18 protein-coding genes and 1 pseudogene are annotated in these 23,547 nt (G+C 58.8%); 15 read left to right on the top strand and 4 right to left on the bottom strand.

The features are described from left to right. Positions 1–131: 131 nt before the first annotated feature. Positions 132–1,064, bottom strand: a complete 933-nt coding sequence (argC, locus tag CLU84_RS19370; protein ID WP_099739514.1) for an N-acetyl-gamma-glutamyl-phosphate reductase — start codon at positions 1,062–1,064, stop codon at positions 132–134. Between the two features lie 482 nt (positions 1,065–1,546). Between argC and sucC the strand changes: the two genes are divergently transcribed. From sucC to CLU84_RS19355, 3 genes and pseudogenes are all read left to right on the top strand, one after another. After that, positions 1,547–2,707, top strand: a complete 1,161-nt coding sequence (gene sucC, locus CLU84_RS19365) for an ADP-forming succinate--CoA ligase subunit beta (RefSeq protein ID WP_099739512.1) — start codon at positions 1,547–1,549, stop codon at positions 2,705–2,707. A gap of 20 nt (positions 2,708–2,727) precedes the next feature. Beyond that, a complete protein-coding gene (gene sucD / locus CLU84_RS19360; RefSeq protein WP_099739510.1) occupies positions 2,728–3,627 on the top strand; it encodes a succinate--CoA ligase subunit alpha in 900 nt (299 codons plus the stop codon). Positions 3,628–3,773: 146 nt separating this feature from the next. After that, positions 3,774–4,462: pseudogene (locus CLU84_RS19355) on the top strand (TerC family protein). Between the two features lie 239 nt (positions 4,463–4,701). Here the strand turns inward: CLU84_RS19355 and CLU84_RS19350 are convergent. Continuing rightward, complete coding sequence (locus CLU84_RS19350; RefSeq protein WP_099739509.1) at positions 4,702–5,583, bottom strand: DMT family transporter; 882 nt, start codon at positions 5,581–5,583, stop codon at positions 4,702–4,704. Positions 5,584–5,790: 207 nt separating this feature from the next. Here CLU84_RS19350 and pyrF point away from each other — a divergent pair, with 207 nt between their 5' ends. The 3 genes from pyrF (at position 5,791) to CLU84_RS19335 (ending at position 8,763) form a co-directional block, all read left to right on the top strand. After that, on the top strand, positions 5,791–6,618 hold the full coding sequence (pyrF, locus tag CLU84_RS19345) for an orotidine-5'-phosphate decarboxylase (RefSeq protein WP_099739507.1): 828 nt from the start codon (positions 5,791–5,793) through the stop codon (positions 6,616–6,618). A 21-nt stretch (positions 6,619–6,639) separates the two neighbouring features. Beyond that, complete coding sequence (locus CLU84_RS19340; protein WP_099739505.1) at positions 6,640–7,548, top strand: LysR substrate-binding domain-containing protein; 909 nt, start codon at positions 6,640–6,642, stop codon at positions 7,546–7,548. A gap of 225 nt (positions 7,549–7,773) precedes the next feature. Beyond that, positions 7,774–8,763, top strand: a complete 990-nt coding sequence (locus CLU84_RS19335; protein WP_099739503.1) for a tripartite tricarboxylate transporter substrate binding protein — start codon at positions 7,774–7,776, stop codon at positions 8,761–8,763. A gap of 151 nt (positions 8,764–8,914) precedes the next feature. Here the strand turns inward: CLU84_RS19335 and CLU84_RS19330 are convergent, their stop codons facing one another. Next, positions 8,915–10,123 (bottom strand): FAD-binding oxidoreductase, encoded by a 1,209-nt coding sequence (locus CLU84_RS19330; RefSeq protein WP_099740061.1) that lies wholly within the window; start codon positions 10,121–10,123, stop codon positions 8,915–8,917. A gap of 101 nt (positions 10,124–10,224) precedes the next feature. Here CLU84_RS19330 and CLU84_RS19325 point away from each other — a divergent pair, with 101 nt between their 5' ends. Further along, complete coding sequence (locus CLU84_RS19325; RefSeq protein ID WP_099740060.1) at positions 10,225–11,295, top strand: PQQ-dependent sugar dehydrogenase; 1,071 nt, start codon at positions 10,225–10,227, stop codon at positions 11,293–11,295. A 68-nt stretch (positions 11,296–11,363) separates the two neighbouring features. Here CLU84_RS19325 and uvrA read toward each other — a convergent pair whose 3' ends face one another. Continuing rightward, entirely contained in the window at positions 11,364–14,405 is a 3,042-nt protein-coding gene (uvrA, locus tag CLU84_RS19320) for an excinuclease ABC subunit UvrA (protein WP_099739501.1), read from the bottom strand. A 226-nt stretch (positions 14,406–14,631) separates the two neighbouring features. Here uvrA and CLU84_RS19315 point away from each other — a divergent pair, with 226 nt between their 5' ends. The 8 genes from CLU84_RS19315 (at position 14,632) to CLU84_RS19280 (ending at position 23,393) form a co-directional block, all read left to right on the top strand. Beyond that, complete coding sequence (locus tag CLU84_RS19315) at positions 14,632–15,807, top strand: MFS transporter (RefSeq protein ID WP_099739499.1); 1,176 nt, start codon at positions 14,632–14,634, stop codon at positions 15,805–15,807. Between the two features lie 121 nt (positions 15,808–15,928). Then, entirely contained in the window at positions 15,929–16,492 is a 564-nt protein-coding gene (gene ssb, locus CLU84_RS19310) for a single-stranded DNA-binding protein (RefSeq protein ID WP_099739497.1), read from the top strand. Between the two features lie 127 nt (positions 16,493–16,619). After that, positions 16,620–17,921, top strand: coding sequence for a tyrosine-type recombinase/integrase (locus tag CLU84_RS19305; protein ID WP_003064696.1), 1,302 nt, complete (start codon positions 16,620–16,622; stop codon positions 17,919–17,921). Beyond that, positions 17,921–19,495 (top strand): site-specific integrase, encoded by a 1,575-nt coding sequence (locus tag CLU84_RS19300; protein ID WP_099739495.1) that lies wholly within the window; start codon positions 17,921–17,923, stop codon positions 19,493–19,495. Before CLU84_RS19305 ends, CLU84_RS19300 begins: the two co-directional genes overlap by 1 nt. Further along, a complete protein-coding gene (locus tag CLU84_RS19295; RefSeq protein WP_099739494.1) occupies positions 19,488–21,233 on the top strand; it encodes an integrase in 1,746 nt (581 codons plus the stop codon). The genes CLU84_RS19300 and CLU84_RS19295 overlap by 8 nt, the downstream gene beginning before the upstream one ends. Continuing rightward, on the top strand, positions 21,230–21,640 hold the full coding sequence (locus CLU84_RS19290; protein ID WP_099739492.1) for a hypothetical protein: 411 nt from the start codon (positions 21,230–21,232) through the stop codon (positions 21,638–21,640). Before CLU84_RS19295 ends, CLU84_RS19290 begins: the two co-directional genes overlap by 4 nt. A gap of 342 nt (positions 21,641–21,982) precedes the next feature. Beyond that, on the top strand, positions 21,983–22,465 hold the full coding sequence (locus tag CLU84_RS19285; protein ID WP_144445479.1) for a hypothetical protein: 483 nt from the start codon (positions 21,983–21,985) through the stop codon (positions 22,463–22,465). After that, positions 22,449–23,393, top strand: coding sequence for a hypothetical protein (locus CLU84_RS19280; protein ID WP_099739488.1), 945 nt, complete (start codon positions 22,449–22,451; stop codon positions 23,391–23,393). The genes CLU84_RS19285 and CLU84_RS19280 overlap by 17 nt, the downstream gene beginning before the upstream one ends. Positions 23,394–23,547 lie beyond the last annotated feature (154 nt).

Raw genomic sequence — 23,547 nt, 5'->3', positions numbered from 1 at the left:
TTGGTTTCGTGCCATTTTTTGCATAAATATAGCCATCGATGTGCGCTGGCCGCTCTGGCTTCAGAAGCAAAGCGTAGACGAAAAAAACGGCCCATGCGGGCCGTTCCTGTACTGATACTGATCCGGGTGGCTTACAGGCCCAGCATGATCTGCAGGTTCTGCACGGCAGCGCCGCTGGCACCTTTGCCCAGGTTGTCCAGGCGCGCAATCAGCACGGCCTGGCGGTATTGCTCGTTGGCAAACACGCGCAGCTCCAGCTTGTTGGTATTGGCCAAGGTGTCGGCGGCCAGCTTGTTGTCGTCTGTCGGGGGCAGCACGCTGACCCAGTTGGCGGGCGTGTTGGTGGCGGAGTAGTGGCTGGCCAGGGCATCGTGCAGGTCGACGGCCTTGGGCGCGCTGGGCAGCAGGTCGAGGTGCAGCGGCAGTTGCACCAGCATGCCTTGGGCAAAGTTGCTGACTGCGGGGATGAACACGGGGCGGCGTGTCATACCGGTGTAGTGCAGGATTTCGGGGATGTGCTTGTGCGACAGGCCCAGTGCATAAGCCTCGTAAGGCGCGGCGTTGCCGGCCTCATAGGCTTCAATCATGGGGCGGCCGCCGCCCGAATAACCGGACACGGAAGGCAGGCTGACAGGGAAGTCCGCAGGAATCAGGCCCGCAGCCACCAGAGGTGCCAGCAGGGCGATGGCACCCGTGGCGTAGCAGCCGGGGTTGGAGACGCGGGTGGCGGTCTTCACGGCGTCGAGCTGGCCTGCGCGCAGTTCGGGGAAGCCGTAGACCCAGTCGGGCGCCGTGCGGTGGGCGGTCGATGCATCAATGATCTTGATGGCGCGGCCAGTCTCTAAGGTGATGGAGTCCACCACGGCGGCGGTTTCGCGGGCTGCATCGTCGTGCAGGCACAGGATGACCAGATCGACACCGGCAATCAGAGCACGTTTGGCGGCAGGGTCTTTGCGCAGTGCGGGGTCGATACTGACCAGCTCTACCCCTGCGAAATCTACCAGACGATCACGGATTTGCAGACCTGTGGTCCCTGCTTCACCGTCGATAAAGACTTTTGCCATTGCATTTTCTCCTGCACCGGCGCGCGCATTTGATTGTTTTCATGCCGCTGCCTGCGGCACCATTGCCGCTTTCCGGCGTCGATTGTCCTTGAATCTGAGGTGGGATGCGCGTTGCCTGTGTTTTAGGCAAATCACCCACAAATGGCCTAGTTCATGCTGTGACTATTGCCGGTTGTCAGCACATTGCCAGCCTGCCCGCCACGAGGGGCCCAAGGCCCTTCACTTTTATATAAGACATAAGAAAGTTGCGGGAAGAAAAAATATCGTGTAGACATGATTTTTTCAACGAATTCAATACATTGCAGCAATTTCGTGAACGCGACAAAGATGCGCGAAATTGTGGATTCTGCGCATATTGAGGGGTCGTTTTGCGCGGTGCAGCATGGTACATTCCTCCTCGCCATGTCATAAGAACCCGATGGCCAGGCTCTACAGAGTCTGTGACAAGCGGGTATTTCCCCTCAGTTCAGAGAGACAAAGTCATGAAGATTCATGAATACCAAGGCAAGGAAATCTTGCGCCATTTTGGTGTGCCCGTTCCCCGTGGCATTCCTGCATTCACAGTGCAAGAGGCTGTTGAAGCAGCCCAGAAGCTTGGTGGCCCCGTGTGGGTCGTGAAGGCCCAGATTCACGCGGGTGGCCGCGGCAAGGGTGGTGGTGTGAAGGTTGCCAAGACCATCGACGACGTGCAGAAGCTGTCTGAGCAGATTCTGGGCATGCAGCTGGTGACGCACCAGACTGGCCCAGAAGGCCAGAAGGTTCGCCGCCTGTACATCGAAGATGGCGCCGAAATCAAGAACGAACTGTATGTGTCGCTGGTGACTGACCGCGCTACACAGAAGGTAGCCCTGATCGCTTCGAGCGAAGGCGGCATGGACATCGAAGAAGTGGCTCACTCCACTCCCGAGAAGATCGTTACCGAAATGATCGACCCGCTGGCCGGCATCACCGAAGCGCAATCGCGCAAGGTGGCCGCTGCTATCGGTCTGGAAGGCGCTTCCATTGACCAAGCCGTAGACATCTTCGCCAAGATCTACAAGTGCTACATGGAAACCGACGCGTCGCTGGTGGAAATCAACCCCCTGAACTGCGATTCCAAGGGCAACCTGATGGCTCTGGATGCGAAGTTCAACTTCGACCCGAACGCGCTGTTCCGTCACCCCGATCTGGTGGCTCTGCGTGACCTGGACGAAGAAGACGCTGCTGAAATCGAAGCTTCCAAGTTCGATCTGGCCTACATCTCTCTGGACGGCAACATCGGCTGTCTGGTGAACGGCGCTGGTCTGGCCATGGCCACCATGGACACCATCAAGCTGTATGGCGGCGAGCCAGCCAACTTCCTGGACGTGGGCGGCGGCGCGACAGCCGAGAAGGTCACCGAAGCCTTCAAGATCATGCTCAAGAACCCTGAAGTCAAGGGCATCATGGTCAACATCTTCGGCGGCATCATGAAGTGCGACACCATTGCCAACGGCGTGGTCACAGCCTGCAAGGCCGTGAACCTGAGCGTGCCTCTGGTTGTGCGCATGAAGGGCACCAACGAACAGCTGGGCAAGCAAATTCTGGCTGACTCCGGTCTGCCCATCATTGCTGCCGACACCATGGCTGAAGCGGCTGAAAAAATCGTCGCTGCCGTTAAGTAATACGCCCCGGAGATACACACATGTCGATCTTTATCAATAAAGACACCAAAGTCATTACCCAGGGCATTACTGGCAAGACTGGTCAATTCCACACTGAAAAGTGCCAGGAATACGCGAACGGCAAGAACTGCTTCGTCGCCGGTGTGAACCCCAAGAAGGCTGGCGAAAAGATTTTCGACATCCCAATCTTTGGTTCCGTCAAAGACGCAGCCAAGGAAACTGGCGCCACCGTGTCCGTGATCTATGTGCCTCCCGCAGGTGCTGCTGCTGCCATCTGGGAAGCGGTTGAAGCCGACCTGGACCTGGCCATCTGCATTACCGAAGGCATCCCTGTCCGTGACATGCTGGAAGTGCGCAACAAAATGCGCGCCAAGGTGGCGGCTGGCGGCAAGGAAACTCTGCTGCTGGGCCCGAACTGCCCCGGTCTGATTACGCCTGACGAAATCAAGATCGGCATCATGCCCGGCCACATCCACAAGAAGGGCCGCATCGGCGTGGTCTCGCGCTCCGGCACGCTGACTTACGAAGCCGTGGCTCAGCTGAGCGAACTGGGCATTGGCCAGTCGTCCGCAGTCGGTATTGGTGGCGACCCCATCAACGGCCTGAAGCACATCGACGTGATGCGCGCTTTCAACGACGATCCCGACACCGATGCCGTGATCATGATCGGTGAAATCGGCGGTCCCGATGAAGCTGAAGCCGCCATGTGGTGCAAGGCCAATATGAAGAAACCAATCGTCGGCTTCATCGCTGGCGTGACTGCTCCTCCCGGCAAGCGCATGGGCCACGCAGGTGCCCTGATCTCCGGTGGCGCTGACACTGCAGATGCCAAGCTGGCTGTCATGGAAGAGTGCGGTTTCACCATCACTCGCAACCCATCCGAAATGGGTCGCCTGCTGCAAGGCCTGCTGAAGAAGTAAGTCCTGTGCAGAGTTCGTAATGCTGCGCTGAATTTACGCAGTATTACGAACTGGCAAAGTGGGCTCAGGCCCCTAAACTGCCTCCACTCTTAAAAGAAAGCGCCGCCTCAAGCGGCGCTTTCATATTCAAAACAGTGGAGTCATCAATGGAATTTCTCAATAGCGCCGATTTCTGGATCGGTCTGGTGAAGATCATCTGGATCAACATCATCCTCTCCGGCGACAACGCCGTCGTGATTGCGCTCGCCGCACGCTCACTCCCCCTGAACAGCAGAAAAAAGCCATCATGTTTGGCTCTGGCGCAGCCGTGGTGCTGCGCATTGTGCTGACGGTGGTGGCAGCCAAGCTGCTGGAGCTCTCCTTCCTGCAGGTCATCGGCGGCGTGCTGCTGCTGTGGATCGGCTACCAGCTGCTGACGGGCGAAGAAGACGGCGACGGCGAATCCAAGGGCAATGGCTCGATGATGGTCGCCATTCGCACCATTCTGATCGCCGACCTGGTGATGAGCCTGGACAACGTGATCGCCGTGGCCGCCACTGCGCAGGGCAATATGGTTCTGCTGATTCTGGGCCTGGCCATCTCCATCCCTCTGGTGGTTTTTGGCTCCACGCTGATGATCAAGCTGATGGAACGCTTCCCCGTCATCATCACGCTGGGTGCAGCGCTGATCGGCTGGGTGGGCGGTGAAACCATCGTCAACGACAACCTGCTGCACGGCTACACCATGGCTCATCCTTGGCTGCACTACGTGGCGGCTGCCGCTGGCGCGGTGCTGGTGGTCGGTCTGGGCAAGTTCATGCAGGCCCGTGGGGGCAAGCAGGAAGCTGCGGCTTAAACCTTTCGGCTCTGGATGAAGAAAGCGCACTGTGGGAACGCAGTGCGCTTTTGTTTTTGTAGCTGCTGGCCCTTGCTGTGATTGGGATGGGTGTCGGTTTGAGTCAATTTTTGAGGCTTGCTTGATTTCAGGGCAGAGGCTGGGTCTGGCCCCGGCAGGCAAGGGAAGCGGTATAGCCTCTTTATCAAAATCGATAGCTGCTACCGCTTACCCCATCGGCACAAAGCAGCCAAAACACCTCAAGCCTTCTTGCTAGGCCACAGCACAGAAGCAATCGCCCCCACCATCAGGCACACGGCCGTCCAGTCCTGCCAGTGCAGCACTTCGCCCAGCCACCAGGCACCGACAAATACGCCCAGCACCGGGATCATCATCACGCTCAGCGTGGAGGCCACGGGCGGCAGGCTGCGGGCCAGATAAAACCAGACGGCCTGGGCAAAGCCCAGCACCAGAACGCCATTGAAAGCGATAGCAGCCATCGCGCTCTGGTCGGGGGCGTGCCACTGTTTTCTCTCAAAAGTAAAGGCCAGTACGGTCAGCACCACGGTGGTGATGGCCACCATCCACAGCGACAGCGTCATCAGAGGCACGGGCGCTTCGGTACGGCGCAGTAGTTGCGTGCCCCAGGCCCAGCCAGCGGCGGCAATCAGCATCAGCATCACGCCCAGGGGCTTGCTGCCTAAAGCGCCCACTTCGTGCCACAGCAGCAGCAAAACGCCTAAAAAAGCAGCGCCCACGCCCGCCCAGGCGCGCGGGCCGAGCTTGTCCTTGAAGAACAGGCTGCCGAAGACGGCCGAGAAGATAGGCATGGTGTAGCCAAGAATCGCCGCGCGGCCGCTGGAGAGTGTGGGGATGGCGATGATGATCAGGCAGTGCCAAAGCACCATGTTGAAGAGGGTGAGCTTGGCCAGCTGTCCCCAGTAGCTGCGCGGAATGGTCAGCGGCAGGCCTTTGCTGGCGACAAAGATGGCCAGAATCGGCAGCCCTATCCACATGCTGACCATGCGGAACGACAGCGGGGGGAAGTGCTGCACGCCCAGTTTCATCACGGGCCAGTTCAGGCCCCAGACGATGGTGAGAAGAACAAGAAGAATGAGCTGTTTGGGCGTGAACGAGGGCATAACCTGATTATCTCCCCCGGAATGATCTTCTCCCCCTGAGCGGCTGCGCCGCTTCCCCCTCACTCGCTTCGCGGGATGGGGACGACACCGTCGGTGCGCGGCGGCGCTTCCTCGGTGTCACTGAGCTGGTGCGTGCGATTTGTTTTGCGGCTTGGCGCAAGACCTGTAGCGGGGCTTGGAAGAGGCGAGCAATTAAAATCTCCCTTTATGAATTTTCTCGACATGCTGCGCGACGCGTCCACGCGCAATGACTCCATGCTGTGCGTGGGTCTGGACCCTGAACCCAGCCGTTTTCCTGGCGCAATGAAGGGCGATGCGTCCAAGATTTACGACTTCTGTGCAGCCATCGTCGATGCCACTCACGATCTGGTGAATAGCTTCAAGCCCCAGATTGCCTACTTCGCCGCCCACCGCGCTGAAGATCAGCTGGAAAAGCTGATGGAACATATGCGCCGCGTGGCACCCCATGTGCCCGTGATTCTGGATGCCAAGCGTGGCGACATCGGCTCCACCGCCGAGCAGTACGCCAAGGAAGCCTTCGAGCGCTACGGTGCCGATGCCGTGACCCTGTCGCCCTTCATGGGCTTTGACTCCATCACGCCTTACCTCAAGTACGAAGGCAAGGGCGCCTTTCTGCTGTGCCGTACCTCCAACCCCGGCGGTGACGATCTGCAGGCGCAGCATCTGGCCGATGTGCCCGGTAACCCCGCCATGTTTGAGCATGTGGCCAAGCTGGCCCAGGGCCCGTGGAACACCAACGGCCAGCTGGGTCTGGTGGTGGGCGCAACCCGTCCCAACGAGATCGAGCGCGTGCGCGCCGTGGCTCCCACGATGCCTTTGCTGATTCCCGGTGTGGGCGCACAGGGCGGCGATGCCGTGGCTACCGTGAAGGCGGCCCGCATTGGCGGCGGCCCCATCATCATCAATTCCTCGCGCGCTATTCTTTACGCGGGTCAGGGTGATGACTTTGCCAAGGCAGCGCGCGACGCCGCGATCGCCACCCGCGCCACGCTGCAGGCTGCAGCACGCGGCTAAGCCAGGATCGGAATTCTGGCCATGCAAAGCAAATGGCTGGAAGACTTTCTGCTCCTGGCCCAGGAGCGCAGCTTTACCCGTGCGGCAGAGCTGCGCCATGTCACCCACCCCGCCTTTGGTCGGCGCATTCGTGCGCTTGAAGCTTGGGCGGGCACGGCATTGATCGAGTCCGGCAGTGGCCCGGTACGCCTGACGCCTGCAGGCGAGGCCTTTAAAGACACGGCAGAGCAGTTGGTTCGCACCCTGGCCCAGTCTCATGACGAGCTGCAGGCCGTGGCGGGCCGCCAAGCCCACATCATTACCCTGGCCACGGGCCGCACGCTGGCGCGCACCATCGTTGCCGACTGGCTGGCGCGCTACAGCAGCGTGCTGCAAAGCGCGGAGATGCGCATCGTCACCCGCACGCTCGAGGAAACCGTGGTCATGCTGCAGCGCGGCGAGGTGAGTTTTTCCCTGCTCTATCACCACGCCGCCATTGCCGTGCGGCTTGATGGCCGGCAGTTCAGCCACCTGACCGTGGCCCACGACAAGCTGGTGCCCGTGGCCAAAGCCGATGCCCATGGCCGCCCGATACATGATCTGAGCCAGGCTGCACACCCGGGCGCACCGCCTGTGCCGTATCTGGCTTTTTCCCATCACATGGCGCTGGGGCGGTTGGTGGAAGACCACCTGACCCAGCACCCGCTGGCCCCGCGCCTGCGCCGCTGCATTGACTGCGATTCGGCTGACGCCAATTACGAATACGTGCTCAAGGGCCTGGGCGTGGCCTGGATGCCCTGGTTCATGGTGCGCGGCGATTGCCAGGCCGGGCGCCTGGCGATCGCCGGAGACAACAGCCTGGACGTGCACTTCGACATCCGCCTTTACCGGCCCAAACGCCATCTGGGCGTAGCGGCTGAACAGTTCTGGGCGGATATCACCAAGCCCTAGGTGGACTCAGGGCAACTGTTGCCATTTAATGCGCAAGCGCTCACTTTTTCGGTGTATTGGGTGGTGTTTGGTAAAAGCCCCGCACGGGTTTCAATAGGGCCGTTGAGCGGAATACTGCTTTTGAATCTGACGTGTGCTGAAATAGCACGGCTATGTGCCGGATCGGCACCAAATGTTTTTGCTGCTTTTCGCACAATCGACGTCATACAGATTTGGAATAGATCCATGCAAAACACAAACACGATGCGCCGTACTGCTTTGTCTGCAGCTTTCTTGATGGCCGCCACTGTGGGCCTGACCGGTACCGCTGTTGCGGCTGACAACTACCCCAGCCGCGCCATCACCATGGTGGTGGGCTACCCCGCAGGTGGCAGCACCGATCTGGTGGGCCGTTTTGTGGCCGATGGCCTGGCTTCGCGCCTGGGTCAGCCTGTGGTGGTCGAGAACCTGGGCGGCGCCGGTGGTGTTATCGGTGCGCAGAAAGTCTCCAAAGCTCCTGCCGACGGCTACACCGTCCTGGTGGGTGCCAATAACGAGCTGGCCATTGCCAAGCTGATCAACAAGGCCGTGAAGTACAACATTGGCGACTTCACGCCTATCGGCATGGTCGGCTCGCAGCCCATGGTGCTGGTGGCTTCGCCCAAGGCCGGTGTAAAGAACGCCGCCGAGTTCACCGCCCTGGTCAGCAAGAACCCGGAGAAGTTCAGCTACGGCAGCTCCGGCGTGGGCACAGCCCTGCATCTGGCCGGTGAAATGATCAAGGAGCAGGGCAAGCTGCAGATGATGCATGTGCCTTACAAGGGCGTGGCACCACTGACCACCGATCTGGTGGGCAACAACATCGAATTTGGCATGTTCGTGCTCTCCAGTGGTCTGCCCCAGATCAAGGCCGGCAAGGTCATCGCCCTGGGTACGACCGAAGCCAAGCGCTCGGCCATCACCCCCGATATTCCGGCCCTGTCCGAGCTGCCCCAGTACAAGAACGTGGACATCAATGTCTGGTTCGCGATGATGGCACCCAAGGGCCTGCCCGCACCGATCGCCGCCAAGCTCAAGAAGGCGCTGGACGAAACCCTGGCTTCGCCCGAGTTCCGTAAGAAGATGGAAGAAACCGGCAACGTGGTGGCCGACCCCAAGGTGGACGCTGGCAAGTACATCCATGCCGAAATTGCCAAGTACACCAAGATTGTTCAGTTCGCCAAGATCGAGAACTGATGAATTGGCGTGCTACACCCCTGTGAATAGCCGGGTGTAGCCACAAAAAATCAAAGCGGCTTATGCGGGTTGGTTATGAGTTTCAGGTGGTTTTCTATCTGAAACTGTCTCCAATCAAGCGCAAGCCGCTTTTCTTTTGAGAGCGAGACTTCTAGTCGGGCTGCTGGCAGCGCTTGGGCGAGAGTCGCTCGGTCTGAACACCTTGCCCAGCCAGCAAAGGGTCCATTGCCTCGCCTAGCAACAGGTTGCGCGCCAGCAAGCTGTAGCCTGCTGCACTCTGGATGCCGTAGCCGCCCTGCCCGGCAACCCAGAAGAAGCCCGCGACAGGTGTGGGCGATGCATCCCAGCCGATTACCAGCTCGCCATCTGCGACAAACGAGCGCAGCCCGGCCCAGGTGTGCGATGGGCGACGAATTTGCAGCGTCGTGGCTTCTTCGATGTGATAAATGCCGGTGGCAATGTCCAGCTCCTCGGGCACCACATCGTGTGGTGCCACGGGGTCGGCATTGGCGGGCGAGCCCAGCAGCTGGCCCGCGTCCGGCTTGATGTACCAGTTTTCATCGGCGCTGATGATGGCGGGCCAGTGCGTGGCGTCCATGCCTTGTGGGGCGGGGAAGGTGAAGGCGCTGCGGCGCTTGGGCACGATGCCTATGGGGGCTGCACCCGCCATGGCGGCCAGCACATCGGCCCATGCGCCAGCGGCGTTGATAAGGGTTTTGGCCTGAATGCTGCGGCCTTGCGGCAAGGTGATGTGCCAGAGGCTGTTGGCGCGGGTGATGCCCTGCACTTCAGCGCTGCACCACAGCTCGCCCCCGCGCTGGCGCAGGCCGCGGATATAGCCCTGATGCAGGCCGTGCACGTCAATGTCACGTGCGCCGTCATCCAGAAAACCGTCTACCAGCACTTCGGTGTTCAGCACGGGCACCAGCGCCTTGAGCTGCTCGGCGTTCAGGCGTCGTGTGCAGGGGTAGTGGATGGCGGCTTCGGCATAGGCGGTATCGACCAGTGGCTTTTGCTCGGCCGTACCCACGTAGAGCACGCCGCGTGGCGAGAGGATGGATGCGTCGGCAAAGCCAGCGGGCGGCGCATCGTAGAAGGTGCGGCTGGCGCGGGTCAGGGCCTGCACTTGCGCGGGGCCGTAATGCTCTTCAAACAGCGCGGCGGAGCGGCCGGTGGTGTGATAGCCGGGCTGGGATTCGCGCTCCAGCACCAGCACGGAAGGGGGGGCGTCGCCGCCCGACTGAGCCAGTTGCCAGGCGGTAGAGGTGCCGGCCATGCCCGCACCGACGATGACGAAATCCCAGACGGCATCAGGGGCGCGAGCGAGGCTGGCGAGGGGGGAGCGGTTGGCGGTATCCATGACCTGCATGGTACTGTCTGCAAAACACCATGGAAGGCCCGTTTGTGATGACATGCTCACCATTTCAACGTCTGAGGCTGGCAGCGCTGACGGGCTCCGGCATGCTGGCGCTGGCCGCCTGTGCGCAAGGCACGGCTCCCAGGCAGGAGGTGCTGGCTACGGGTATTGCCAATGGCTGGGCCATTGCCCCGCTGCCCGACCAGCGCTTTGTGCTGAGCGAGCGCGCAGGCAAGCTCTGGCTGCTGGATGGCAAGGGGCAAAAGCAGTCTGAGTTGAGCGGCGTGCCACCCGTAGACTTTGGCGGGCAGGGCGGTTTACTGGATGTGGTGGCGGACAGTCAGTTCGCCAGCAACCGCCGCATCTACTTTTGCTATGCCGAGCCCGGTAGTGAAAAGGGCACGAACAGCACGGCGCTGGCTACGGGCCGCATTGCCCGTGATGAGCGCAGTCTGGAAGACGTAAAAGTGCTGTTCAGCCAGCGCCCCAAGGTCAAAAGCAGCGCCCACTTTGGCTGCCGCATTGCCGAGGCGCGTGACGGCACGTTGTTCCTGAGTCTGGGCGACCGCTATTCGCGCCGCAATGATGCGCAGACGCTGGATAACCACCACGGCAAGCTCATCCGCATTGCCAAGGACGGTAGCGTGCCTGCAGACAACCCGTATGCGGCTCGCAAAGACGCGTTGCCAGAGATCTACAGCCATGGTCACCGCAACAGCCAGGGTCTGACCATCGCGCCTGACGGCAAGCTGTGGCTGCATGAGCATGGCCCGCAGGGCGGCGATGAGATCAACCTGCCGCAGCCCGGCAAAAACTACGGCTGGCCGGTGATTACCTATGGCGAGGAATACGGCGGCGGCAAGATTGGCGAAAGCACGCAGAAGGCAGGGCTGGAGCAGCCGCTGCATTACTGGGTGCCAAGCATTGCGCCTTCTGGCATGACCTTTGTGAGTGGCGAGCGCTATGGCGCGGCCTGGAAGGGCAATCTGCTGATTGGTGCGCTCAAGGGCCGCCACCTTGCGCGGCTGGAGATCAAGGACGGCAAAGTGCTGGCTGAGCACAAGCTCTACGCCCAGACGGGTGACCGCATTCGGGATGTACGCCAGGGCGCAGATGGGCTTGTTTACTTGCTGACAGATGGCCCGGACGGCAAGCTGATTCGTCTGCAGCCCTAGAGGATTGATTCAAATTTGATAGCTGCTGACGCTTGATTCATAAGCACTAGCAGCCTTTTTCATTCAAATCAGCGTTTCTTCAGATAAGGCTTGAGGTAGCGCCCCGTCACACTGGCGGGGTTGGCCGCCACTTCTTCGGGCGTGCCCACGGCGACGACCTTGCCGCCGCCCGAGCCGCCTTCAGGGCCCATATCGATCAGCCAGTCTGCGGTCTTGATGACGTCGAGGTTGTGCTCGATGACGACGATGGTGTTGCCCGCATCGCGCAGCTGGTGCAGCACCTTCAAAAGCAGAGCAATGTCGGCAAAGTGCAGGCCGGTGGTGGGCTCATCAAGGATGTAGAGCGTGCGGCCGGTATCGCGCTTGCTCAGCTCCTGCGCCAGCTTGACGCGCTGGGCCTCGCCGCCCGAAAGCGTGGTCGCGCTCTGACCCAGACGGATGTAGGAGAGGCCCACATCCAGCAGCGTTTGCAGCTTGCGCGCGATGCTGGGCACGTCTTTGAAGAAGGCGTGGGCGTCTTCTACGGTCATCTCCAGAATCTGCGAGATGTTTTTGCCCTTCCACAGCACTTCCAGCGTTTCGCGGTTGTAGCGTTTGCCGTGGCAGATGTCGCAGGGCACGTAGACGTCGGGCAGAAAGTGCATTTCTACCTTCACCACGCCGTCGCCCTGACAGGCTTCGCAGCGGCCGCCAGAGACGTTGAAGGAGAAGCGCCCCGGGCCGTAGCCACGCTCTTTGGCGGTGGTGGTTTCGGTCATCAGCTCACGAATAGGCGTGAACAGGCCGGTGTAGGTGGCGGGGTTGCTGCGCGGTGTGCGGCCGATGGGGGACTGGTCTACGTTGATGACCTTGTCGAAGTAGTCGATGCCGATGATGTCGTCATGCGCGGCGGGCTCTGTGCCTGCGCGGTGTACTTGGCGGGCGACTTCGGCATACAGCGTGTCGTTGACCAGCGTGGACTTGCCCGAGCCCGAGACACCGGTCACACAGGTCAGCAGGCCCACGGGGAAATCCACCGTCACGCTCTTCAGGTTGTGGCCGCGTGCGCCTTCTACGCGCAGGGCTTGTAGGTCCCCGACTGCCGCATTTTTTCGGGCACGCTTGTGCGCTGCCGTGGTGGGGAACTGCGATGTGCTCTTGGCCTCTTCCCCATCAGCTGTCTTGCTGACCACGGGCAGCCAGGGCGTGCGGTGCTTGGGCACGGGAATGCTCTGAGTGCCGTTCAGGTAACGGCCGGTGGGCGATTCGGGGTTGGCCTTGATGTCGTCATACGTGCCCTGCGCCATGATGCGGCCGCCGTGCACGCCCGCGCCGGGGCCCATGTCGATGATCTGGTCGGCAGCGCGCATCATGTCTTCGTCATGCTCGACCACGATCACGCTGTTGCCGATGTCGCGCAGATGCTCGAGTGTGGAGATCAGCTTGTCGTTGTCGCGCTGGTGCAGGCCGATGGAGGGCTCGTCCAGCACATACATCACGCCCGTCAGGCCGGAGCCGATTTGTGATGCCAGGCGGATGCGCTGGGCCTCGCCGCCCGAGAGCGTGTCGGCGCTGCGGTCAAGACTCAGGTAGGACAGGCCTACGTCGTTGAGGAACAGCAGACGCGAGGCAATTTCGCGCACGATCTTGTCGGCAATCTCGGCCTTGGCGCCGGCCATGCTCAGGTGCTTGAACCAGTGCAGGCCGTCGGCCAGCGTGGCGTGGCTGACTTCATAGATGGCGCGGGCCTGATCGCCTTCGCCCACGCGCACAAAGCGGGCCTCGCGGCGCAGGCGTGTGCCTTCGCAGGCTGGGCATTTGCGGATGGTGCGCATCTTGGCCAGATCGTCGCGCACCACGGTGGATTCAGTTTCGCGAAAGCGGCGCTTGATGTTGGGGATGATGCCTTCGAAGGGGTGGCTCTTGATAAAGGCCTGGCCCTTGCGCTCGCCGCTCTCAAAAACATAGTTGAAGGCCATGGCCTCGTCGCCAGAACCCCAGAGTATGACGTTTCGCACGTTCTCGGGCAGCTCGTCAAACGGCGTTTCGGTGCTCACGCCGTAGTGCTTGGCCACGCTTTCCAGCATGGAGAAGTAGTAGTTGTTGCGCTTGTCCCAGCCTTTGATGGCACCGCTGGCCAGACTCAGCGTAGGGAAGGGCACGACGCGGTCTGGGTCAAAGTCTTCGCTGTTGCCCAGACCATCACAGGCCTGACAAGCGCCCATGGGCGAGTTGAAGGAGAACAGGCGCGGCTCCAGCTCGGGCAAGGAGTAGTCGCAAAGTGGACAGGCGAACTTGGCGCTGAACAAATGCTCTTTGCCGTTGTCCATTTCCACCGCCAGCACGCGGCCACCGGCGTCGTTGCCGCCAGCGCGCAGGGCGGCTTCAAAGCTTTCGGCCAGGCGCTGTTTGATGTCTTCGCGGACTTTGATGCGGTCAATCACCACGTCGATGTTGTGGCGCTCGTTCTTTTCCAGCTTGGGCAGCGACTGGGCATCGTAAATCTGCCCATCCACGCGAAAGCGCACATAGCCTTGTGCTTGTAGCTGCACAAACAGCTCGGCAAATTCGCCTTTCTTCTCGCGCGCCAGCGGGCCGAGAATCATCAGCTTGGTGTCTTCGGGCAGCTGCAGCACGCTGTCTACCATCTGGCTGATGGTCTGGGATTGCAGCGGCAGGTTGTGGTCGGGACAGAACGGCGTGCCGGCGCGGGCAAACAGCAGGCGCAGGTAGTCGTTGATCTCGGTGACCGTGCCCACGGTAGAGCGCGGGTTGTGGCTGGTGGCCTTTTGCTCAATGGAGATGGCGGGCGACAGGCCTTCGATAAGATCGACATCGGGCTTATCAAGCCGGCCCAGAAACTGGCGCGCATAGGCCGAGAGGCTTTCCACATAGCGACGCTGGCCTTCTGCATACAAGGTATCAAAGGCCAGACTAGACTTGCCCGAACCCGACAGACCCGTGATCACCACCAACTGGTTGCGGGGAATGTCGAGGTCAATGTTCTTGAGGTTGTGCGTGCGTGCGCCGCGAATGGCGATACGTGTCTGCGCGAGCGAGCGGCCCAGGTACAGGCTGTCGTCGGTTTCGACGGTCTTGTGAGCAGGGGACGAATCAGGCTTCAGGGACACGGGCGCTCCAGGCGGGGAAAACTCTCCATGATAGTCAGACGGGCCTGCTCGTGACTAGAGGATTCAGGTTCACGGACAATCTACAGTTCTATTTCTTCTCTTTTGCTCAGCAGTGATTTAGTTAACGTGGGCATAAGACTCCGACTCTTGGCAAAATTTGAGCGTGAACAAAATCAATACATCCCCTAGTGCGGGCACGCAGGGCGCGGAAAAATCCTCTACCACCATGACTTCTCTGGAGCGTCGCTCAAGCGGCGCGCTGGCGCTGATCTTTGCGTTGCGCATGCTGGGCCTGTTTCTGGTTCTGCCCGTCTTCATGCTGGAAGCGCGTAAATACCCCGGCGGCGATGACCCGGCCATGATCGGCTTGGCCATGGGCCTGTATGGGCTGACGCAGGCCCTGTTCCAGCTGCCTATTGGCCTGGCGTCAGACCGCTTTGGCCGCAAGCGCGTCATCGTGGCCGGCCTGCTGGTGTTTGCGGCGGGCAGCTTGATGGCTGCCATGGCCGATTCGCTGACCGGGCTGATGGTCGGTCGTGCCATTCAGGGCGCAGGTGCCGTGTCGGCTGCCGTCACGGCGCTGCTGGCCGATCTGACGCGCGACGGTGTGCGCACCAAGGCTATGGCCGTGGTGGGCGGAAGCATCGGGCTGATGTTTGCGCTGGCGCTGGTGCTGGCCCCGCTGCTGAATGCATGGATTGGCCTGTCGGGCATTTTTGGCCTGACTTGCGCACTGGCCATGGCCGGTGTTGCCGTGGTGCTGTGGGTGGTGCCGCCTGAGCCTGAGCAGCATGCCAATGCGCCAAAGGGCAAGTTCAGCGACTTGCTAGGCCACCGTGACCTGCTGCGCCTGAACTTTGGTGTGTTCATCCTGCACACCGTGCAGATGTCCATGTGGGTGGCCGTGCCCGCCATGCTGGTGCAGTCAGGGCTGGTTAAAGAGCAGCACTGGCATATCTATCTGCCGGCGGTGCTGCTGTCTTTTGTGGCCATGGGCATGCTGTTCTCCATGGAGCGCAAGGGCAAACTGCGCAAGGCTTTGCTGGGTGCCATCGGTCTGGTACTACTGGTACAAATTGGGCTGGGCATGCTGGCCGCCAGTGGCACCATCCCCACCATCTGGTGCATGGCGCTGCTGATGTTTCTGTTCTTCTGTGGCTTTAACGCGCTGGAGGCGACCCAGCCCAGCCTGGTGTCACGTATGGCGCCTGCGCCGCTGCGCGGTGCAGCTCTGGGGGCTTACAACACGCTGCAGTCGCTGGGCTTGTTCGCTGGCGGCGCTATTGGCGGTGCAGTGGCCAAGTGGGCGGGTGTGCCGGGGCTGTTTGTCATGACGGCCGTGCTCACGTTGCTGTGGCTGGTGATCAGCCTTCCGCTGCGCCCTGTGGGCCGCCATGGCTGACAGGCGTGACGGGCATAGGGTAATCCCGTGCTCGGCATACCCCGCTTGGGGCAAAATGCGCACTCCATTGGCTCGGGACTCATCATCAATCGCCCGAGCCACTTTTTGAAAAGGCAAATTTATGGCATCCGTCAATAAAGTCATCATCGTAGGTAATCTGGGTCGCGATCCTGAAATGCGCAGCTTTCCCAGCGGCGACCAAGTGGCCAACGTTACCATCGCCACGACAGACCGCTGGCGCGACAAGAACACCGGCGAAAACCGCGAAGCCACAGAATGGCACCGCGTGACCTTCAATGGCCGCCTGGCTGAAATCGCCGGTCAATACCTGCGCAAGGGCAGCCAAGTCTATGTAGAAGGCAGCCTGCGTACCCGCAAGTGGACCGATCAGGCCACTGGCCAAGAGCGCTATGCCACAGAAATCCGCGCTGACACCATGCAAATGCTGAGCAGCCGCCAAGGCGGTGGTCAGCCACAAGGTCAAGGCGGCTACGGCAATGACGACGGCTATGGCGAAAGCAGCTACGAAGCTCCACGTCGCGCGGCCCCTGCCCCAGCTCCCATGCAGCAGCAACGCCCCGCACCGGCACCCATGCAGCAGCGCTCAGCGCCCGCTCCCATGGCCCCTCCTCCCCAGCGCGCAGCGTCGGGTTTTGACGACATGGATGACGATATCCCGTTCTAGAGCCTACCTTTCCTGATTTGTAAACAAGAGGCCCGAGATGACGAATCTACGGGCCTTTTTCTTTGTTAACATTTTTTTCGAAGGCCGATAGTGTGTACTTATCGACTACCTTTGAGGAAATGTAAACATGTCAGTAGGCTATCAAGTCAGAACGATACGTTTGGAGTCTGGTGAGCGGCTTCCGCTGCTACTAAGCGAAGAAACTGGAGTGCCAGTCTGGGATGTGACGCTGTTCATCCTGACGGCGCTGCGCTCTACCAGTTTGGCGACCAACACGATTGCGCATGCGGCTAGAGCCGTGATGGTCGGCCTGCAGGTTTTTCGTTACTTGGGTATCGACCTGAATCAGCGCCTAGAGCAAGGAAAGCTTCTCTCGTTGAGTGAAGTAGATGAGCTTGTGAATTTGGCAGGGCTGAAGCAAGAAGAGCTTGACGCACTCCTAGGAAACAAAAAAAAGTCGCAGGCAGCGTCTCGTGTTGTTTCGCTTGAAAGAGCGCGTATGCGCACCTCAGCTAGAGCTTCAAAGCGAGTCGAGTCTGAAACGAAGGCCACTCGACTCATATATATCCGCAAGTACATTGAATGGCTAAGCGCAGGCAGACGCTTGAAGCTTGATGTTGGTCACGAGCACTTCCGTGCTTTGAATGTAGCGACTGAGACTGTGGTAGGCCAACTGAATGCACGCATCCCTGGTCGCGACCATGACGCCGGTGGCCGACAAGGTGTCAGTGCTGAGGTGCGCGCCCGAATACTAGAGGTCATAAACCCTGATAGCCCAGAAAACCCTTGGAAGGGCAGGCATGTTCGCCTTAGGAATCAGCTCATTTTCATGTGGCTGCTTCTGCTTGGTATTCGGAATGGTGAACTTCTGGGGGTCTATGTCGATGACGTCAATCTCCGCAAAGGAGAAGTTGTCATCACCCGCCGACCAGATAACCCGGAGGATGAGCGCGGGAACGCTCCACTGGTTAAGACAAGAAGCAGGCTCTTAGCCCTTAGTCCTGGGTTAATGGACCTTACGCGTGATTACATCATTGGGAAGAGCAAGGATAAAAAGGGTTCGCGTTCGAGCATCAAGGGCGCGCGACGCCATCCTTACCTTTTTGTGGCCAACGGTACAGGTGCAGCACTGTCAAAGCCGGCCCTCAACAAGCTTTTCAGAGAGCTACGGACGAAGGTGCCTGGACTAACTAATGACCTTTCGCCTCATGTGCTGCGTCACACCTGGAACGACGATTTCTCCGAGCTAATGGACACAAAGGGTGTGTCATCAGAGGATGAGGAAAGGATGCGGCGCCAGGCGATGGGTTGGTCCCCTCAATCGAGGATGGCCGGTCACTATACGAAGAGGCATATCGAACGAAAGAGCAATGAAGCCTCACTAGCGCTGCAAGCCAAATCGTTCAAGCCCACAGATAAGAAAAACTGATGAAAAAAGACTTGCCTACCACTGAGAATCTCCCCGCCCGTCCTTTGAGTACGCTAGGACCGGTGCGCACCAAGTCTGGTATTGAGTTTGACGCCAGTGCTGATATCTGGGCATTTCGTGATGACGTGACAGACGTGAGTCTGAACTTTAGTCAGCTGACGAACATTTCAGATGAGTTACGTGAGAGTGCGAAAAGAGTGCTGTCTTGGTACGCCGAGAACAATTCATCCGCTCATATGAGGAATCTTTTTCAGCGATTCCAGCACTTCATTCGTATGACGCCGAGTCAGCTCTCAAGTATCAGTGATGTGAGCCTACTCAATTACCGTGCGGGCCTTGACGAGTCGACAGGTTGGTATCTCGGAACTCTCGCCGGATTTCTGAGGAAATGGATTCAGCTGGGTTATCCCGGTGTTGATGAGGGCGTGGATTTACTGCTGAAGCAGCTGCGACTTAAGGGAAATCGAAAAGGTATAGCTGTGCTGACCTGGGACCCCATAGATGGTCCATTCACAACCAACGAGATGGAGGGCCTTCACGCCGCGTTGAACCAAGCCTATGCCTGCGGGTCAGTGTCTGAAGAAGACTACGTCTTGGCTTGGTTGTACATTTTGCTGGGTCAGCGAAATCAGCAATACGCAGCCCTAAAGGTCTGCGATGTACGGGTTAAGAGAAATGCTGAGGGGGTACTTAAGTACTCGATACACATGCCTCGCGCCAAGAAACGCACTAAGAACGCCCGTGCAGAACTGAAAGAGCGCTCTCTCCTTGAGCAGTTTGGCGAAATTCTTGTAGCTTATGCTGAAGGTGTATGCAAGCAATTTGAGGGCCGTTTGGTGGACCCGATGCAGGCACCTTTGTTTCCGACAAAGCGCTCGGCGGGTGGTACTAACGGATTCGAATTTCACCGGACTGCGCTGGATATTGGAAAGACTATCACCACCGTGCTTGAGGGGCTGTCGGTCGTCTCAGAGCGTACGGGAGAGGTGATGAGCATTACTCCAACACGCTTCCGAAGAACGACAGGGACGCGGGCGGCAGAGGAAGGCTACAGCGAGCTCGAAATCGCAGCCCTCCTTGACCACAGTGATACCCAGAATGTTCAGGTGTATACAGCCAGCTCTCCAGCAATCATCGACCGAATCGACCGAGTAATTGCAATGGGAATTGCGCCTTTGGCCCAGGCGTTTGCTGGGAAATTGGTGGATGGGTTGGGCGTTGACACCTCAAATCGCATTATCGACTTGCGTGTCGACCGCAGCGGTGCACCTATGGGGGACTGTGGGAAACACGGTTTCTGTGGTTTCAATGCTCCCATTGCTTGCTACACGTGCTCAAGCTTCGAAGCATGGGTTGATGGGCCACACGAAGGCGTCTTGGCACACCTTCTTGAAAACCGTGACAGGCAGCTTCAAACCACAGACAAGCGAATTGCGTCTATCAATGACCGGACTATCTTTGCCGTTGCCGCAGTGATTCGGCTTTGCGAGGAGAAAAAAAATCCCGCTGTTAAGGCAAGTGAAGAGACAAAGTTGCTCCCTGTAGAAGCCAGCGAGGAGACCAAGGATGTCTAACTTGGTTCTATTCAAGCCACGTCGCGAACTCAGTGCTGAGAAAAATCTGGTGGCGTTCGTTGCCATGTGTCGTGACGAATTGACAGCTTTAGGGGCTGACCTCCCGTTCGACGAGATGAAGTGGGATGTGACGAACCACATAAAGCTCAAAGGCAAAAATGGGGCACTGCGTGCAGTCTTCAGCACGTGGGAGTCTGCCGATGACAGCGAGCCGACACCTATGGCTGAGCCCTATGCCGCTTTCGCAAAGTCCTACTTCCGCTATCAACATGCCTTTTGTCCAACAAAATCCATAGGTTCTCGGCTTGCTGCAACCCGGGCCTTAGGTGCTGCATTGGCTGAATATGGTTCGAATGACGTCACTCTCGTTCATGGCCAGGTGCTCAATCGCGCAGCTCAGCTCATAACTGTTCATTACGGTAAGGACACTGCTTATCGGACTGGGCAGCAGCTAGAAATGTTGGCGTCATTCATAGACAACAACCGGTTGGCTTCTGTCCCATTGCGTTGGGTAAACCCGATTGAGCGCCCGGTGCAGACGGCTGGGCGAGTTGGTGAAGAGTTTGAAGCTCGCCGGCAGGAAATGCTCCCTTCCCCCTTCGCTCTTGACGCGCTGGCTCGAGCATTCCGTGCTGCATCTGAAACCCCGGACGTTGTTGTGGCATCTGTGGCCGCAATCATGTGCTCGGCCCCGGACCGCGTGAATGAAGTGCTGAGGCTCCAGACAGGATGTGAGGTGCATAGCTCCCGGCAGGAAGCGCCTGAAGCGTATGGGCTACGTTTCTGGCCATCGAAAGGTGCAGACCCGATGGTCAAATGGGTTGTGCCATCAATGAGTTCAGTGGTTCAGGAGGCGATTAGAAGGTTGCAGGGCACTTCCTCCGAAGCCCGGCAGGTGGCTCGTTGGTACGAGGACAATCCGAGCGCGATGTACCTGCCTTCGCACCTAGAGCACCTACGAGGGAAAGACTTGTTCATGGAGGAACTAGGAGAAGTCCTTTTCGCTGAGCCTGTTAGTCGGACGTCACCAGGGCAGTGGTGCAAGGGTATTCGGACGCACCAGTTCCGGCACTACTTGAACACACTCGCTCAAGCTGGAGGCTTGAGTGAGTTGGACATTGCGAAGTGGTCCGGTCGTAAAGACATTCGCCAAAACGAGGCATACAACCATGTCTCCGACCGTGACGTCCAGGCCCGTATTGTTGAGCTTAAGAGAGAAGTTGAGGAAAGCTCATCGACCGATTTGGTCCCTCAGGTTCGCATCAGCCTCGTTCCGAGGTCAGAGTTCAAGAAGCTAGGAATTAAGGCGGCTCACACAACGGATTTCGGTATTTGTGTCCACGACTTCGTCATGTCCCCATGTCCACTCCATCAGGATTGCAACAACTGCAACGAGCAGGTGTGTATCAAGGGGGACAAGGTCGGCGAAGCCAACGCAAGGGCAGCGCATGAGGAAACAGCGAGTCTGCTGGAAGCTGCGAAAGAAGCTGATGCCGACGGGGAGTATGGTGCGTCGCGCTGGGTTCAGCACCAGACGTTGACCCACTCTCGCCTGTCAGAGCTTATCGCCATCTTGGACAACCCGCGGGTTCCGGAGGGTGCCCTTATTCGCCTCACGCACGTTGAGCAAGCATCTCGACTTCAGCATGCAGTGAAAGCCCGCGCAGCCCTTGAAAAAAAGTCCGACGAGCACCGCTTGCTGAAATGGATTGTTGTTGAAGAAGGAGCTACTGAATGAGCCGAGCAAAGAATCTTGATGATGAGGACATCGCAAGGATTGTCGGCATATTGGACGGTTGGTCAGGCGGTTTGACGTGGGATGCCCTCATTGATTCGATTGAGAAGCATCTCTTCGTTCGTTACACGCGCCAGGCGTTGCACAAACACGTTCGTATTCGGGATGCCTTCACTCTGCGTAAAAAGACACTTTCTTCAGAGAAGCCTCGCAGTCCAAAGGTGGCCTCCAGCCCTGAATTGGAGCTCGCATGGCAAAGAGCGGACAGACTAGAGGCCGAAAATAAGCGGCTTGAGCTTGAGAACACGAGGCTGCTTGAACAGTTCGTCCGGTGGGCATACAACGCGAATACGCGTGGGTTGGATGCCAACTTTCTCAATCAGCCATTGCCTCCCATTAGCAGGAAGTAGTTGGCCTACGCCATCCTTTACGACCTAGAAAGCGGTACTGAGCTGGTCAGCTCGCGCAGGACGGGTTTGCGAGGGTGGTTTTGGGTTTCCATACACAAGGTCCAGGCCATGCTTAAGGCACTGGCAACTCCGACGCATTCCCATTCGATGCGGCACCCCTGAATGGCTAGGGCTCGAGCACGACATCTGAATCATTTGTTTACATGGCATCATTGGGCTCGGCCCAACAAAACGAGAACGGAGAGACACGTGTTGCCATCGTTCAACGCGTCTGGAGTGCTGCCCCCTTTCCTTGGGGATGGCCCTGACGAGCGTCAGAAGGCGTCTCCCTATAAGGCGTCCATGAGCGAGATGGTTGTCCAGTTCGGCTATTCGCCGGAGCGAAGACGCATCTTGCGAGGGCTATTGGATTTCCGGCAGGCCCTGCGGTCTATTGCTATCGTGACTGGTTTTCAAATCATCGACGGCAGCTTTTTGGAGGATTGCGAGCGCACTCGTAGCAGGCCTCCAAGCGACATCGACTTGGTCACTTTTTCACATCTTCCGGTTCCTGCTCAAGAAGCCGCCGCTTTTCTGGGTGAGCACATTGCGCTATTTGATACAGCAGCAGTGAAAGAGGCGTACTCTTGCGATGCGTACTTCGTAGACTTGGCAAAGGATGCACGATATGTCGTGCAGGACACCATGTACTGGTACGGCCTGTTCTCACATCAACGGGATACGTTCATGTGGAAGGGGCTGGTCACAATGCCTCTGCTCAGCGATGACGCACAAGCACTGGTGATACTAGAACAATTGGAGGCACAGGATGCTCAAGCGGCTTGAACTTCAAGCGTTGCGCGCAGACCTAGGGTCTATCAATTCCCTGCTGGAAGAACGTACCCCGGAGGCCGACCCCATCGGATTCCTGCAACTGTCTCAGAGACGGGATGCTTTGCAGGCAAAGGTCGATGAGGTAGTAGCTGTAGCCACCCATAGGGCCGCAGTAGGTCTTTTTTTCTCGGGTGGCCCTGTGATTGGCTCGCATGGCATCGACGCCACGTTCGCAGCAAGGACCGTGACGCTATTCCAGGAGATGGTGACTAAGCAGTTCGCACTCGAAGAAGTTGGCGACATTGGGCGCCGTGGGCCCGTTGCCATGCAAGCCAACTCTGACCTCATCGTCACGAACGTTGTCAGAGGTTCTGTTGGTTTGCTCCTTGAGGAAGCTGCTCAGACAGACGCATTTGCTGATACTCAGTTGAAAGTGGTAGTTGACCACGTTGTGGACACAGTGTCGGCCGCTGCGGCACAGGAAGGTGATGAGTTCGAGCAAGCGCTGGAGCGCATGGACCCACGCTTTCTGAACTCTTTAGGCCAGTTCTTCGAAGTGCTCGACGACAAGAGGGCCGTGGTCCGCGTTGTCGAGGAAGAGCGTGAGGTTGAGCTCAACCTGGATGCAGTCCGCCGAGGAAGAGAGCGCGCCGGAGCGGCCAGCATTGTGGATAGCGAGGCAACAGAGCTCACTGGCCGCATCTTCATACTTCCTGCAGCCCGACGATTTGAGCTGAGACTTGTCGAAGGTGAACCGCCTCTCGTCGGCGCGGTCGCTCGTGAGTTCGCACGGCGGGACTTGGAGGCACTTCTGGCCGCCGGCAATACCATAGGTGAACGATGGAGGGTTCTTATTAAGACGAGAACCGTCACTCGCCCTGCAAGAGCTCCAAAAGTCAGCCATACCCTTGTAGGTATGGTTGAGCGCATAGAGGACTGACAAGCTTCGCAACCGGCGAATCCGCGGCTCAAGAGACTTCTGGAAGGCATCACGCCGTCCAATGATGGTGTGATGCCGTTCGTGCGGCCAAGGACTCCCTTGAGAAGGTAGGTCAATGGCTCAAAGCGGAAATCACCCTTGCGAGGGGCCGCCG

The organism is Comamonas sp. 26 (assembly GCF_002754475.1).
Classification (GTDB): Bacteria; Pseudomonadota; Gammaproteobacteria; order Burkholderiales; family Burkholderiaceae_C; genus Comamonas.
Note: the sequence above shows the minus strand (reverse complement) of the source record. Positions and strands in the feature narration are given on the sequence as shown.

Excerpts from the sequence above, each read along its gene's own strand:
- CLU84_RS19325 (WP_099740060.1), top strand. The coding sequence starts at position 10,225 with ATGCTGGCGCTGGCCGCCTGTGCGCAAGGCACGGCTCCCAGGCAGGAG.
- CLU84_RS19300 (WP_099739495.1), top strand. The coding sequence starts at position 17,921 with ATGAAAAAAGACTTGCCTACCACTGAGAATCTCCCCGCCCGTCCTTTG.
- CLU84_RS19330 (WP_099740061.1), bottom strand. The coding sequence starts at position 10,123 with ATGGATACCGCCAACCGCTCCCCCCTCGCCAGCCTCGCTCGCGCCCCT.
- CLU84_RS19335 (WP_099739503.1), top strand. The coding sequence starts at position 7,774 with ATGCAAAACACAAACACGATGCGCCGTACTGCTTTGTCTGCAGCTTTC.
- pyrF (WP_099739507.1), top strand. The coding sequence starts at position 5,791 with ATGAATTTTCTCGACATGCTGCGCGACGCGTCCACGCGCAATGACTCC.
- CLU84_RS19280 (WP_099739488.1), top strand. The coding sequence starts at position 22,449 with ATGCTCAAGCGGCTTGAACTTCAAGCGTTGCGCGCAGACCTAGGGTCT.
- CLU84_RS19305 (WP_003064696.1), top strand. The coding sequence starts at position 16,620 with ATGTCAGTAGGCTATCAAGTCAGAACGATACGTTTGGAGTCTGGTGAG.
- CLU84_RS19290 (WP_099739492.1), top strand. The coding sequence starts at position 21,230 with ATGAGCCGAGCAAAGAATCTTGATGATGAGGACATCGCAAGGATTGTC.
- CLU84_RS19295 (WP_099739494.1), top strand. The coding sequence starts at position 19,488 with ATGTCTAACTTGGTTCTATTCAAGCCACGTCGCGAACTCAGTGCTGAG.
- CLU84_RS19315 (WP_099739499.1), top strand. The coding sequence starts at position 14,632 with ATGACTTCTCTGGAGCGTCGCTCAAGCGGCGCGCTGGCGCTGATCTTT.
- sucD (WP_099739510.1), top strand. The coding sequence starts at position 2,728 with ATGTCGATCTTTATCAATAAAGACACCAAAGTCATTACCCAGGGCATT.
- CLU84_RS19285 (WP_144445479.1), top strand. The coding sequence starts at position 21,983 with ATGAGCGAGATGGTTGTCCAGTTCGGCTATTCGCCGGAGCGAAGACGC.
- sucC (WP_099739512.1), top strand. The coding sequence starts at position 1,547 with ATGAAGATTCATGAATACCAAGGCAAGGAAATCTTGCGCCATTTTGGT.
- CLU84_RS19350 (WP_099739509.1), bottom strand. The coding sequence starts at position 5,583 with ATGCCCTCGTTCACGCCCAAACAGCTCATTCTTCTTGTTCTTCTCACC.
- ssb (WP_099739497.1), top strand. The coding sequence starts at position 15,929 with ATGGCATCCGTCAATAAAGTCATCATCGTAGGTAATCTGGGTCGCGAT.
- argC (WP_099739514.1), bottom strand. The coding sequence starts at position 1,064 with ATGGCAAAAGTCTTTATCGACGGTGAAGCAGGGACCACAGGTCTGCAA.
- CLU84_RS19340 (WP_099739505.1), top strand. The coding sequence starts at position 6,640 with ATGCAAAGCAAATGGCTGGAAGACTTTCTGCTCCTGGCCCAGGAGCGC.